At 36.6% G+C, this 14,871-nt stretch carries 8 protein-coding genes; 6 read left to right on the top strand and 2 right to left on the bottom strand.

All coding sequences use genetic code 11. The features are described from left to right. Positions 1-164: 164 nt before the first annotated feature. A complete protein-coding gene (locus tag E0946_RS06650; protein WP_133201265.1) occupies positions 165-929 on the bottom strand; it encodes an SDR family NAD(P)-dependent oxidoreductase in 765 nt (254 codons plus the stop codon). 228 nt (positions 930-1,157) lie between these two features. On the opposite strand from E0946_RS06650, the gene E0946_RS06655 reads away from it, so the two are divergent. The 6 genes from E0946_RS06655 to E0946_RS06680 all read left to right on the top strand — a co-directional run bounded on the left by E0946_RS06655 (position 1,158) and on the right by E0946_RS06680 (position 10,348). Further along, positions 1,158-1,742, top strand: a complete 585-nt coding sequence (locus E0946_RS06655) for a nitroreductase family protein (protein ID WP_243713750.1) — start codon at positions 1,158-1,160, stop codon at positions 1,740-1,742. Between the two features lie 98 nt (positions 1,743-1,840). Next, a complete protein-coding gene (locus E0946_RS06660) occupies positions 1,841-5,062 on the top strand; it encodes a DUF4175 family protein (RefSeq protein ID WP_133201694.1) in 3,222 nt (1,073 codons plus the stop codon). Beyond that, positions 5,059-6,792, top strand: coding sequence for a tetratricopeptide repeat protein (locus tag E0946_RS06665; protein WP_133201695.1), 1,734 nt, complete (start codon positions 5,059-5,061; stop codon positions 6,790-6,792). Before E0946_RS06660 ends, E0946_RS06665 begins: the two co-directional genes overlap by 4 nt. A 104-nt stretch (positions 6,793-6,896) precedes the next feature. Then, entirely contained in the window at positions 6,897-8,078 is a 1,182-nt protein-coding gene (locus E0946_RS06670; protein WP_133201262.1) for a type III PLP-dependent enzyme, read from the top strand. 18 nt (positions 8,079-8,096) lie between these two features. Then, positions 8,097-9,185, top strand: coding sequence for an Ldh family oxidoreductase (locus tag E0946_RS06675; RefSeq protein ID WP_133201696.1), 1,089 nt, complete (start codon positions 8,097-8,099; stop codon positions 9,183-9,185). Between the two features lie 62 nt (positions 9,186-9,247). Further along, a complete protein-coding gene (locus E0946_RS06680) occupies positions 9,248-10,348 on the top strand; it encodes a hypothetical protein (RefSeq protein ID WP_133201697.1) in 1,101 nt (366 codons plus the stop codon). A gap of 67 nt (positions 10,349-10,415) precedes the next feature. Here E0946_RS06680 and E0946_RS06685 read toward each other — a convergent pair whose 3' ends face one another. Then, positions 10,416-14,315, bottom strand: a complete 3,900-nt coding sequence (locus E0946_RS06685) for a T9SS type A sorting domain-containing protein (protein WP_133201698.1) — start codon at positions 14,313-14,315, stop codon at positions 10,416-10,418. Positions 14,316-14,871 lie beyond the last annotated feature (556 nt).

The following is a 14,871-nucleotide window of genomic DNA, read 5'->3' on the forward strand; positions in this document are numbered from 1 at the left end:
AAACTTTTCTGCATCCCCTGATTCAGTCCTTAATTCAATATAGTTTTATGATATTACTTTCTTTATCTTTCCCCAACCTGAAACATACTTGGAGAATTTGATTTCATTAATTTCTTATAATTTTATGAACTTACTTTCTTCTTCTTTACCTGACGAAAGAAAAATTAAGGGATAGTCCATCCACCATCAATAACCAGCTCTGCTCCAGTGGTATAAGAGCTTTCATCACTGGCTAAATAAAGGGCTCCATAAGCGACTTCTATGGGTTTTCCAATGCGCTTCATAGGAATTATCTGAATTATATCAGAAGTAGTTTCTTCCATTTTAGAAGGCTTATCCAGTGCAGTTTCCGTGATTGTAGTGGCAATAGCACCTGGGAATATGGTATTAACCCGGATATTGTCCTTCGCAAATTCAATGGCAGCAGTTTTACTTAAAATTCTGATAGCTCCTTTAGTAGATTGATAAGCAGCCGAGGTTCCAGTTCCTATTAAAGCGTAAACCGAGGAGATATTGATGATAGAACCTCCACCTGCTTTTCTCATTAAGGGGACAATATACTTCATACCCAGCCAAGTGCCAGTTTGATTAACGCTTATCACTTTATTCCATATCTCCATAGTAGTCTCTTCCACACCACTCACACTAAAAATACCAGCGTTATTCACCAGCACATCCACCTTCCCAAAAGTTTTTTCCGCTTCTTCGGCAACCTTTTTCCACTCCTCTTCAGAAGCCACATTATGTTTAAGAGCCAACACTTTCGTTCCCAAAGCTTGAAGGTCGGAAGCAACTTTTTCCAGATTGGTATAGTCTACATCAGTGATAATTAAAGACGCACCTTCTTCAGCAAAAAGGCGAGCTTCTGCTTCTCCCATACCCTTTGCTGCTCCGGTGATAAGGGCAACTTTGTTATTAAGTCTGTTCATTTTATTTTCTCCTTTAATATCCTACTTATATTGTATGATATCATCTATAATATAATTTCTGGTTTTTATCTTGGCAAATTATTTTTTTAAAAAATGGGGGAAAAGTAATCAGAAAGTGATGGAAAAATTGGACAAAAAGGGAAAAGAAGGAATTTAAGTTTGACAGAAAGGAAAATTAGAAAAACTTAGTATAAAGCATAAAAAAATGTTAATAGAAGTAAAGAAGGAATGATGTTAATTGACTTAATCAAAAGAAACCGCAGCTATCGGTGTTTTGATGAAAGCAAACGGATATCCAGAGAGGAATTGCTGGAGATGGTAAATGCGGCACGTCTTTCTTCCAGTGCCAGGAATTTACAGCCTTTGCGCTACCGTTTAGTTTATAAAAAAGAGGAATGTGATTTTGTGTTTTCAAATTTGCATTTTGCTCGTTCTTTGCAAAATTGGAAAGGTCCCCAGGAAGGTGAACATCCCGCTGCCTATATAATACTATTACTTCCGAAAGATGCAGGCAATATGCAATATATAGATACAGGTATTGCCGCTCAGAGTATAACTTTAAGTGCGGTAGAAAAAGGATATGGATGCTGTAATCTTGGCTCAGTAGAAAAAGAGGAATTGCATTATTATTTTATGTTTCCTGAAGATAGAGATATTGCGTTGGTGATTGCTTTAGGAGTTCCTATAGACCAGGTAGTGCTGGAAGAATCCAAAAATCCAGAAGATATAGAATATTGGAGAGATGAAAATAATGTGCATCATACTCCTAAACTGAAACTTGAAGATATAGTGCTTCCAGAGGTTCATCGCTGAAAAAGAAATGGATCTAAGGGATAATTTTACTATAGAAAAGTTATATTAAACCAAAAGGAAAGTTTAGGCAAAAGCTTTGTAAAATACAGGGAAAATAGATGAATGAGTTCTTAAATAAAATTCAGAAGTTCAGATTCAATCTCAATCTGCAGGTAGTTTTGCGTTGTTTGATAGTGGCTATTGTTTTTTTTATGCTGGGAATTCATATCTACTATCTGGTGTGGTTGAATGTATCTGCTCAATCTGTGGTTTTAATCTATTTGAACTATATTTTACGCTTTGGGCTAATCTTTTTAATTATCTTGATTTTCTATCGGGGGATCAAGCATTTTTATCGCATAGGACAAACTGCACGCTGGCTGGATAAACAGACAGAACATCAGGATGACCTATATCAAAATCTTTATGAACTCTATCAGCAAAAGGAAGATGAATCCATATTAAAAGTGCTTGCCTCACAAGCAACAGAAAGGTTAAAATCGGTTTCTTATCGTTTACCGAAACTTTTTCCAGCTGATTTATGGTTTCTCATACTTTTTCTTTTAATTGGAATAGGAAGCGTTTGGAGCTTTTCTGCTGACACTTTTCGCTATGCAATGAAGCAATTTGCTGCCATCACACCGGAAACGGTTGCCTATAAATCCACCATTGATGTTATTCCTGGGAATATCACTCTTGGAAGAGGTCAGCAATTAGTAATCCAGGTAGTAGAGCCTGATACACGCTTGCATCACAGGCTATTTTATCGCTGGGATGAAAATTGGAGGGAATTAGGATTGAATAACTATTCCTATACTTTCCCTTCTCTGGAATATACTTTGGAATATTATGTGCAAAATGAAGTGGCAAAAAGTCCTGTTTATAGGGTAGAATGTCTGGATGAACCTTTTGTTAAAAGCTGGGTGATAGATTATCATTATCCTGCTTATACGGGATTAGGAAATGTTCGTGATACCCTGAGTTATGGCAATATAGAGGCTTTCAAACATACGGAAGTCATTCTTTCCATTTCTACTAATATTCCTATAAATAAAGCCATAATGCATTTCTCCGATGGCACTACGCAAACAATGCAGCAGGTTGATGCTAATGATTTTACTACCAGATTAAAAGTTTTATCTCCGAAAACTTGGTATCTGGAACTTAATGATATTCTGGGACGCTCTTCAGAACCAGAAGAGAAGACTATATCCATTATTCCTGATAATCCGCCTGAAATTCGTATCCTTTATCCAGGACAGGATGTTATGCTGGATCAAAGTTTGCAACTTCCTTTAATCATATCAGCGAGTGATGATTTTGGATTGAAAAATTTGAGTCTTCACTATCAGGTTAATGAACGTCCGGCTCAATCTATTATTTTGCAATCGGTTATTAATACTAAACTCTTTACCACAGACTATCATTTTGATATGAATAATCTGAACCTCCTGCCTGGGGATAATGTGACCTATTGGGCTGAAGTATACGATAATTCTCCTGACCATCAAAGTGCTCAAACACCTAAATATAAAGCACGCTTTCCCTCTATAGAAGAGATTTATAAAGAAATTGAACGATTACAAAATAAACAAACGCAGGATTTGCAATCCACTCTTAAAGAAGCACATAATCTGGAAAAAGATTTTGAGAAAAAAAGACTGGAATTGATGAAACAGGATAAAATAAGCTGGGAAGATGCTAAACAGCTGGAAAAGATGCTTAATACTCAGGAGAAACTCACTGAACAGGTGGAAAACATTGCTCAAGACTATCAACAATTGATAGATAAGCTAAAAGCCAATGAAGCCCTCTCAGCTGAGACTCTCCAGAAAATGCAAAGAATACAAGAATTGATGCAGGAAATAAATACTGATGAGCTTAGAGAGGCAATGAGTAAGGTTAATGAGGCTTTAAGAAATCTGAAACCGGAAGACCTCCGCAAAGCAATGGAAAACCTTAAATTCTCCATGGAGGATTTCAATAAAAAGATAGATCAAACCCTCCAGCTCTTGGAAAGTATAAAAAAAGAGCAGGCACTGGATAAAGCATTACAAATCTCTAAAGAGATGGAAAAGATGCAAAGTGCCTTGATGGATAAAACTCAGGATCCCACTCAAAGTAATGAACAACTTGCGCAGGAACAAAAAAATATTGCTGATAAATTGGACAATCTTAAGGAAGCTATGGAACAGGCTAACCAATTGCTGGATCCTTCAAAAGATAAACAGATAAAGCAGGATTTGAATGACTTATTGCAGGAAATGAATAACGGACAATTAAGTCAAAATCTGCAGCAAAGTCAGCAACAATTACAACAGAATCAGCGTTCCGCTGCCAGTCAATCGCAATCTCAAGCCCTGGAAAAGATGCGACAATTTACTAAAAGATTAAGCGATATGAAGAATGCTATGAGTGGCAGCAGTCAACAGGAAGTGGTCAATGCTATGCAAAAAGCCATTAGAGAATTGTTAATCTTTTCCAAACAGCATGAATCTCTCAAAGCGAGATATAGTCAGGATCCTTATCTCATCATTCCTGATCTTATAGCAGAATATGAAGGTATGCAGATGTCCTTGAATAAGCTTTTTAGTATACCTCAGGTCACTATGTTTATACCTCCCAAATTTTATATGGATTTAAGTGATACGGATAGGAGTTTTAAGGAAATCTTTAATAGTGTGAATCAGATGCAGTATTACCAGATTCCTCAGCAACTGGAAAATATTCAAAAGGGCTTGAACCTGATGGTTTATGATTTGATGCAGACTTTAAATAATCCTTCTGCTGGAATGGGTGGTGGTTCTGGAATGCAATCTCTGCTTCAGATGCTGGAACAAATGGGTCAGGAACAGATGGCTATGAATATGCTTGCCGAACAACTTATGATGCAATTACAGCAACAAGGTGGCAGAATGGGTGCTGCTATGCAACAGCAGATACAAAAACTTGCAGCTGAAGAAGAAAGATTAGCTGAAAATCTTAAGCGAGCTTTGCAAAACAATCCCGAAGCACAAAAACAGGGTAATGCTATTCAACAAATCATTGATGAAGTGGAAGCAGTAAGCCGACAACTGAAAAATAATCAACTAACCCCTGAAGTTCTCCAAAGTCAGGAACGCATTCTTTCTCGTCTTTTGGATGCTCAACGCTCAATAAATAAGCGAGAATTTTCCGAGAAAAGAAAAGGAGAAACTGCTAATCCAGAAATTAAACAGCAGGCAGTGGAAACAGATTATGAAACTCTTCGGCGTAAAGCAATGCTGGATGATACCTATAGACTTTTTCCGCATGCCTATCAACAAGTTATCCTGAAATATTTAAAACTACTCAACGAATGATGTCTTGCAAAAAAATATCTTTAATCTTGATTTTCCTGAGTTTGTTCCTTTCTTTATTTGCTCAATACAATGAACGAGATATTCTCACTCAACAAGCCTTCCAGCTTCTGGGACAGAGAAAATTTGCCGAAGCAGAACAGGTCTTTCTTCAGATTCTGGATAAATATCCTAACGATTCCAATAGCGTGATTCAACTACTCAATATCTATTTTCAGACCTCGCAAATGGATAAAGCGGAAAATCTCTTACGACAGTATAGAAGGATATTACCTGCTAATCAAGCCACTGAACAAGAAATTTTACTCTTGATTATGCAAGGTAAACCAGATGAGGCAAAACAGAAAAGTGATGCCTATTTACTCAGTCAGAATTATAATCAAAATATTTGTCGTCTACTTGCTTCCTATTTTGAAAGAAGAGGATTTTATGAATATTCCTTGCAAATTTATCAAGAAGCAAGAAGAAGAAAAAATGACCCTGAACTTTTCCGTCTGGAGATTGCAAATGCTGCTCTAAATGCCAGTCTATTTGACCTTGCCCTGTCTGAATATCTGGCTTTTCTGGATAAAAATCCTGCCAATGTCTTTTTTATTACCAATCAGTGTAAGATTATTCTGAATCAGAATCCAGAATGTATATCCACTATAGCGGATTATGCTGAAAGCAGTGCTAATCCTGTAATTAAAGAACTCTATGCCAATATCTTGGTTTCTCAGAAACAATACTTAACAGCTTTGGAAGTGTATAAATCCTTACCCCAAGACCGTCTGGTTAACTTTGCGGAACAACAATATAATGCTGGAAATGATGAGATTGCGTTGCTGGCTTTCCAATACTTGCAAAGCGTTATTTCCGATTCTTTTACCAAAAATTCCTATCGCTTAAGAGAGGCTTTGGTTCACTACAGAAATGGAAGATATGAAGCAACTCAAGAGACCCTTAATCAGATTTTAGCTGATTCTTTAATGACGGAACGACCTTATATCTATCGTCAAAGTGTGAATATGAATGCGAGAAAATTGATGGCTGAAACAACCTTGGCTCTGGAACATAATCCGCAAAAGGCAGAATATTGGTATACGGAAGCAAAAAAATTCTGTGCTAACGCTTATGAGATTCAAAATATTGACCTGGCTCTGGCTCGGTTGAAACTCACTCAGGAAGATTATCCATCTGCTTTGAAAATTCTAAACTCTATTCAGGAGCCTATTTTACGAGAAACTCGTGACTACCTTCTTTTTAATCTGGAATTGCTTCAAGGAAATATAGAGGTAGCCGATAGTCTGATGAATAATTTCGTTATCCGCTTCCCCCAAAGTCCTTATGTCAATGATGCTGTCTATCAGATGATGTTTGTTCTCGGTTTGGATAAAACTCAACAACAGCAATTCTTTATTGCCACTCGTCTTATGATGCTGCAGAATCCAGCTTGTGTGGATACTTTATTAGCCATTTTTGAAAATACTCAGGATGAGGAGATACTCATTTTAGCCGCAGAATGGTCTATTTTATTGAATCAAAGAGAAAAGGCTAAAACTATTTTAGAACATAGCTGGCAAGACCCTATCTGTAATGAATATGCAGAACTGTTAAAATTGAGCTTAACTGAAGATGGGGAACAGATGCAAAGAAAGGCACGAGATTTCTTAAAATCCAATCCAGGAAGTATCTTTGCACCTAAATTCCGTCAATATATAACTCGTCAAGAGCTGAGGCCTCTTCAATTTTAAGGGCTTAATAACATATAGATTTTAAAGGAGATTGAGAGGAATAATTGACATATTATTGTTTCTAAGATTCTTGGACTCATTCAAATTAAACTAAGGATGCTTTGATGTATAAAGAACCCTATTCCTTTAATTTAAAAAGATATATGGAACCGGAACGGTTTGAGCGTTTTAAAGAATATGCTCAAACACTGGATAGTCCGGTACTCATAATAGACTTGGATATAGTTGAAGCAAAATATAATGAATTGAAAGATAGCTTTGCCAATTTGCAGATATATTATGCTGTGAAAGCCAATCCAATGAATGAGATAATACATTTACTGGATAGACTTGGGGCAAACTTTGATGTGGCTTCTTCATATGAATTGAGACATCTTTTGAATTTAGGTATTTCACCTGAACGCATAAGCTATGGCAACACAATCAAGAAAGCGAAAGATATCCGTTTCTTTTATGAACAAGGAGTGCAGATTTTTGTTACAGATAGTGAAAATGACTTAAAAAAGATAGCTGAAAATGCTCCGGGTTCAAAGGTATATTTTAGACTTTTAACTGAAGGTAGTGGTGCTGATTGGCCCCTGTCTCGTAAATTTGGAGCTCATCCAGATATGATTTATAGCCTTATTCTGCAAGCAGTAGAACTCGGATTGGAGCCCTGGGGAGTTTCTTTTCATGTGGGGTCACAACAAAGAGATATAGGACAATGGGATGATGCCATAGCACGATGTAAATATATCTTTGATGCTGCACTGGAAGAAGGAATAGAACTAAAAATGATTAATCTGGGAGGTGGCTATCCTGCTAATTATGTTGACCCTACCTTTTCTTTCCAGGAGTACAGCACTGAAATTCAACGCTTTATCTTTGAGGATTTCGGAGACCATCCGCCTCAGCTGGTAATGGAACCAGGAAGGTCTCTGGTAGCTGATGCTGGAATCATCGTTGCGGAAGTAGTTAATATTGCCACCAAAGCTAAAAATAATCTTTATAAATGGGTATATCTTGATGTGGGGAAATTTAACGGTTTAATTGAAACTATTGATGAATCTATCAAATTCCCTATCTACTTTGAAAGAGAAGGCTTGGCAGATGAGGTTATTCTCGCTGGTCCTACCTGCGATAGTATGGATATAATGTATGAAAATTACAAATACAAAATGCCTGATACCACTCAACCTGGAGATAAAGTGTACATTTTCACCACAGGTGCTTACACACAGACCTATTCTTCGGTAAATTTTAATGGTTTTCCACCACTAAAGGCTGTGGTTTTACCCAAAAAGTAAATATCTGGAGGCTAAATTATGGAAAGATTACCAGTTGAAACCTTGAAAAACTTTATGGTTGAGGTTTTTAAACGCTCAGGTGTTCCTGAAGAAGATGCGGAAATATGCTCTGAAGTCCTTATTGCCAGTGACTTAAGAGGGATTGAATCCCACGGTATTGGTCGTTTAAAAATGTATTATGACCGCATAAAAGCAGGGATTCAGGAACCAGTTACCAGAATTGAGGTTATAAAAGACAAAGCAGCTACCGCTGTCTGGGATGGCAATAATGGTATGGGACAAGTTATAAGTTTTAGAGCAATGGAAACTGCTATAGAAAAAGCAAAGCAATTTGGATTAGGTGCTGTAGCCGTGCGTAATTCCACTCATTTTGGCATCTGTGGATATTATGCCAATATGGCATGTCAGGAAAATATGATTGGTCTGATCTTTACTAATGCTCGTCCCTCGGTCTGTCCTACTTTTGGTGTAGAACCCCTTTTAGGAACCAATCCTATCTGTTTTGGTGCACCCACGGATTTAGCTTTTCCTTTTATCTATGATGCTGCAACCTCTATCACGCAAAGAGGGAAAATAGAACAATATGCCAGAGAAGAAAAGGAAACTCCGGTAGGATGGGCTATTGATCTGGAAGGAAAACCTTATACAGATACCAATCATCTTCTGGTTGATTTAGTTAAACAACAAGCTTCCTTGCTTCCCTTAGGTGGAACTGATGAACTTACGGGAAGCCATAAAGGATATGGTCTCGCTACAATGGTAGAAATCCTGTGTGCAGCTCTTCAAAATGGTTGTTTTTTAGACCAATTATTAGGTCAGGATGAAAATGGTAAAGCAGCACCCTATAAACTCGGTCATTTCTTTATGGCTATTAATATAGAGTTTTTTACTGATCTGGATAGTTTTAAAAAGACTACGGGAGATATCTGTCGTAGATTGCAAAATTCTCTAACTTTTCCTGGTCAAAATCGTATCTGGGTAGCAGGTGAAAAAGAATATGAAAAAGAGATAGAAGTAAGAAGAGAAGGCATTCCTGTAATTCCAAATTTAAGAAAAGATATAGAAGTAATGCAAAAAGAACTGAATATAGTTCCTCCTGTTATTTAATCCTTGCTTTATCGTTAGATAAGGATTAATATATTGATAAATAACAAAAAAAGGAGTCTACAATGAAAAAAGTATTATTAATACTCGTTCCCCTCTTACTGGTCAGTTTATTGGCGGCAATTGATTTTGAATTTGATGGAGAAAATCGTACTCGTGGTGCCCTCTATAATGATGTAAATGAAAAGGACGGCGGTCATATAGACAACCGTACCTTGCTCGGTATCAATGCCTTGTATCGTCCTAATTTATCTATGAGAGCCACTTTACAATTTGGCGATGTCGTATGGGGAGGTTCAGGTGGTTCCATACCAGCTTCAGTTCCGATTAATGCCTATGAACTTTATCTCAATTATCGGTTTAGAAACACTAATTTTAGAATCGGACAACAATACTGGAAAGACAATATGAGCTTGATTTTGGATGACACTTTTTCAGGGATTATGGTTAGTAATGACAATTTGGCAGGTTTTGAAACAGAAGTTGGATGGATTAAAGCCTTAGAACGAAACAGATTTGATTCAGACGATTATAACTATTTTCTTCTTAATATGCAAAAGAGAGCTACCATACCATGGGGTCTTTATGCATCTCTGGGTTGGGATGCTGATTATTTCAACAAAGATTATACTCATATCACCTTGATGCCCTATTTAAGCTATGATTCAGGCGCACTAACTTGTAATGCCAATGTGTTTATGGGACTTCATTTTGTAGAGGATGCAGATACAGAAGTTGGTATTGGAGCTGCAGTTAAAGCTGATGCTGATGTTGGTCCTGTTGTAGTTAGCGGAGATGTATTATTTGCTACGGAAAATGGTATCGCAGTTCTTTCTCCATATTACCAGAATGGCCTTTATATTTATGGTATTAATATAAACAACGATGCCTTAAACCTTTACTGGAACAATCCCTATAGCTGGAATAATGACACTATGCTTTCTTTAGTTGGTAAAGTTAAAGGTGATATTACCCGCAATGTTTCCGCTTTTGGAGCTGCAGGAATAGTAATAGATAAAGGTTTTGAAATTAACGGTGGTGTAGAATTTAAGCTTATTCCTAATGTACTTTCCTTAACCGGTTATGCTGCTTTAGGCATTGGAACAGATGATGGTCCAACTAACTATGCTATCGGAACCACTTTAAAAATGAACCTCAAAGATTAATCTATCATTGACTATAAAAAAATCCCGGGACTTATGACCCGGGATTTTTTATTTTCTGAAAGAAAGATTATTTCATCAAAATCATCTTTAGAGTATGATGTTCATTTCCAGTTTCCACTCTGAGCAGATAAATGCCACTGGCAGCTGAACGACCATTGCTATCCTTCCCATTCCAATGAAAAGTATGCTGACCAGCAGATAATTTTCCATCATACAAAGTCGTTATCTTCTGTCCGCGAATATTATATATATTGATTTTTACATTATTATTAGTAGCAGTGGAAAAAGAAATATTGACCTCAGGATTAAAGGGATTAGGATAGATTTTTAGACCTTTTATAGGACTTTGCACAAAGTCATCAATGCCCACCTGATAATTGCTTACCCTTATATAACCTTCATAAATCCCCGGAGCTGGAGGAATCCAGATAAAGTTATCCGAAGTACCTACAATATGGGAAACATTATCTAACATCATCATAATTTGCCAAGAAGGAGTGGTCCCCTGCACTTCAAAATTGAAGGTTATTGGTTCCAAAGAGACTGCTTCCAAACGGATGTTCCAGAATTTCTGTTCTTTAGATTGAGTGAATTCTGCTTTATACTCACTATATAAGTTCCAGCTATCCGTACTATCAGCATTAGGAAGATTTATCCAGAGTGAATTTGTCTCCAGATAAGGTAAGGGAAATGGTTTCAGAAGATCATATTTAAAATCATAGTCATCTGTTGCGTTTTTATGTAATCCAAGTTCAATGGAATTTGGTGCACCCTCATTCATTACGACTTTAAGCTTGAATCCTGGTTCCGAAGGGCTTATAGAAGGTCCATTAAAGAAAGGATAGAATCTGATTATTGGCTGTAAATCTTCCGTTCCATCATATCTAATAAAGAAAGCTTCCCAGGGTTCTATTCGTGTGACGGGTTCATAGATTCCATTACGGTAGACATAAACTGCATGAGAAATCAGATTTTGCGCCAGTACTTCACTAAAGTTGAATAGTTCTCCTCGCATTAGGAAGCTTAAATCTTCAAGGTCATAAGCACAAAGATGTGGATTGGGAATAAAATTCCAACCGGGAACTAAATTGAGTGAATATTCGTTACTTTGAATAGGGAAGGTTCCGCTATAAAAAGATACTTCATCACTAAAAACACAATACGCTTTCCCGAAATCGTAATCTTCGGTTGGAATCCATAAACCTTCCGCACTTAATTCATAAGCTTGAGACTCTCCAAAAACCTGATTAAAACTTAAACCTGAATTTAACCAAGGATTAGAACGCATCTTCAACCCGGGCTCATTATAAGAAAGAATCATTTGAGGGACCAGAGAAAAATGATAATCAGACCAGAAACGTGTTCTTACCCCGTCAATAGCTACTGCATCCACGACAAAACAACAATCCTGCATCTCAGTAACATCATTGGGAACTGTCCAGGTGAAACTAAACTGATTATTGAGAATGGATGGACTGAGAAGTATACTGTCCGAGTCATTAATAATGGAAAGCTCCAGATGGTCTACCAGGAAAGGATATTGATAATTCCAGCTAAAATTAATGGTGGTCCCACCTTGATATATCTTATTAGCCATAGAAGTGATAAGCACTTTAGGCTGCATATTACCCCAGAATAATGTCATAGTGCGAATTGAGCTATTAGAATTTAAATATTGATAAGGTCCACTTAATAGATTATGGTAGGTGCCATTGCCTCCATCGTAGAGATATAGCTTTTCTGCACGATCAAAATTATCTGAAACACTGATGGTTAATGTTTGATTTATCTGATCAGAACGAGTTCGCATCACCCAAGTCTTCAATTCATTATCCAAATCGTAATCACCTTTGATTTCGCGGGAAAGATGAGTGCCATTAGTGCCCCAATACTGTTCCCAAAATGCGTTCCAGACATAATTACTGGTTGGAGTTGATTTGGTCACATCCCAGTAATTATCAAATCCATCCGTGGCAAAAGGATTCGCACTAAAATATATCTGGTCCGTTAGTGTACCACTACTATTACTTATCGTAATCGTATGAATAGCTCTCGGTTCTGCTATAGCTGGAATATTGTAGAAAAATTCAACATTATATATATTGGTAGAGCTAATTTTATAGGTATAACGAGTTCTATTCATAACATCGTTATCCCACCATTCAAAAGAATAGGCAGAAGGATTGGATAAAGCTGGATTAGTTAGCCAAGAATCTACTAAAACATATTCACCATTTTCAACTTTACGATATATCTTAAAGCCTTGATTGTTCTGCTGAGCACCAATCTGCCAGTATAAACGAACAGTACTATCTAATCCAAAGGCTGAGAAAGATGAAATTGTGACTGGAGCTAAGGAAGTGGTTACTTCATTAGATAAACCTGAGTAGTTTTGATTTTTATCCCGTGCTCGGATTTTAAAATAATAATTATAGGAATTATTCAATCCTGTCACTTCTATTCTTTCGCAGTCTGGAGAAGCTAAAAAAGCATTATTATTGCGATCAAAGATTTGATAGTTAGATTCATCTATATGTTCTGTCGCATAATAAATTTCATAACTATCAAAATCAAAAGCAGAGCCTTTTGTCCAGGTGAGAGTGACACTGTTTAAAGATTGATTAAATACTGCTAAATTGGAAGGAGCAACTGGTGGCTGACCATCATCCATCTGAAACATTGCCTCTAAGACGGGTTCTATATCATAAATCCATCTATCATAATATTCCAAAAAATGCGTAAAAAGATTATCCATATCCCATTTTCCCAGAAGTTCATTCCAGCCATAAAACCAATAGTAATTATGCAAGGATTCCCGGTAAGAATTGGGCAGCTCATCCATTTCTATATGAAAAAAAGGCTCAAAAACATCATAATCTGTTGTACCTGCTTGAGAATAAAGCATTTGTTGATTTTCAGAATAGGCAGGTAAATCAATCTGATTATTAACTGGATAGGTATGCACTCCATCAGTAAAAATAAAATCATGTATGCTATAATTTACAGCATAAAAATCGTTCAGATAGACATCATTATGTATTCCCACTGTGTTTGAGGGAATCATTAGATGATGCCCATGATTAATCAAATCATTCTTTAAAGGAGATAAATCACGAATTGGAAGATTTGGACAAGGACGAGGATTTCCTGCAGAAATCTGGCAATTTGCATAACCCTGATGCCTGTTCCAATCATAAGAATGAATCTGGCACGACCATTCTCTACAATGGAATGTGTCCCTTAAATAATCTGCAGCCTTTTTGTAAACATAATTAAAGGGATGAGTAGGATTACGTATAGCATCAGAAAGAGATTTGGAATTTGTATATGTACCTTGATTTGTCCATCTAACCTCCCTTCCTGCTCCATTTATCATTAAATGTTGTGCATCCCAAACATTAAAAGCCTGAAGTCCCATCCTCGGGGTGGGAAAATCATCACAAGGATGAGGAACGGTTACAATAACAGGTTTTGTGCCCTCAGGATAATAGATAAAAATACCCCAACCATACACAAAAGCGCCTGCTTCATCATCATATGGATCTTCCGTCCCATTATCATCATAATATTGCATATTGGGAATCTCACGAAGTATATAAAGAGTTTTGCCTGTATCTGTGTCGTGGAATTCTACTATCTGATAGGGACAATTATTATCATTTAAAATGGATTGAGCACCATTATAATCACCAGCAAAAAATAAAGCAAGCATATCGTTCCAGTAAACCAAATCACTGGCTGTGGGTAACCGAAAGTCTCCAAAACCATTGGTCTGTCTGTCATAAGGTGCATATAAATTGTAATTAGGTATAGCAATTCCTTCTGCTAAATGGGAAATCCAATTATCATAAGCACAAGCAGGTTCATGCCCAGTTAGAAAATTATTTAAGGACCCTGTTTCTACTATTATTGCCTGTGTGAAAACGCATAGAGATAATAATATAAGAGCTAACCATAGCTTTCTCATTTCTTCCACCATTTTTGATATTTTTGAATATTTTTCATTTATCTACTTCACCTTATTAGTCAAGGATTTTTTGCTATATCACAATCACGGTTTTGAAAACCAATTTTACTCCGCATCCCTATTACTAATTAATATTCAGTTAATATAAACTCAGGAAGTTAGAGGATATTATTACCTATCTTATCTTAGTAAACAGAAGAAATCCTATAAGCTTTATGAGTTCGTTACCCATAGAAGTCATATCAAATTGCGACTTTCAAATTTTTTTATAATTTTTCTTCGTGATTATATCTAATTGATATAGCTTAACTTGAACGATAATAAACCAATTGCCAAGTCAATTCAATTAAAAAAAATGTATTTTTGTTCTTGACAAAAAAGCTTATATTATTCTTTATGTTTTAACTGATATTTGATATTGTTAATTTAGCCTATGGATGTTCTTTAAAAGCTTTATAGAGTGGGGATGCGAGGAAAAGCTCTTGTCAATTTATTTGAATCTTTATTATGGAGAGTTTGATCCTGGCTCAGGACGAACGCTGGCGGCGTGGATTAG

The sequence above is a fragment of the Candidatus Syntrophosphaera thermopropionivorans genome, assembly GCF_004353895.1.
Lineage (GTDB): Bacteria > Cloacimonadota > Cloacimonadia > Cloacimonadales > Cloacimonadaceae > Syntrophosphaera > Syntrophosphaera thermopropionivorans.

Coding starts and splice junctions, on each gene's coding strand:
- E0946_RS06665 (WP_133201695.1), top strand. CDS start 5,059: ATGATGTCTTGCAAAAAAATATCTTTAATCTTGATTTTCCTGAGTTTG.
- E0946_RS06675 (WP_133201696.1), top strand. CDS start 8,097: ATGGAAAGATTACCAGTTGAAACCTTGAAAAACTTTATGGTTGAGGTT.
- E0946_RS06650 (WP_133201265.1), bottom strand. CDS start 929: ATGAACAGACTTAATAACAAAGTTGCCCTTATCACCGGAGCAGCAAAG.
- E0946_RS06670 (WP_133201262.1), top strand. CDS start 6,897: ATGTATAAAGAACCCTATTCCTTTAATTTAAAAAGATATATGGAACCG.
- E0946_RS06655 (WP_243713750.1), top strand. CDS start 1,158: ATGATGTTAATTGACTTAATCAAAAGAAACCGCAGCTATCGGTGTTTT.
- E0946_RS06680 (WP_133201697.1), top strand. CDS start 9,248: ATGAAAAAAGTATTATTAATACTCGTTCCCCTCTTACTGGTCAGTTTA.
- E0946_RS06685 (WP_133201698.1), bottom strand. CDS start 14,315: ATGAGAAAGCTATGGTTAGCTCTTATATTATTATCTCTATGCGTTTTC.
- E0946_RS06660 (WP_133201694.1), top strand. CDS start 1,841: ATGAATGAGTTCTTAAATAAAATTCAGAAGTTCAGATTCAATCTCAAT.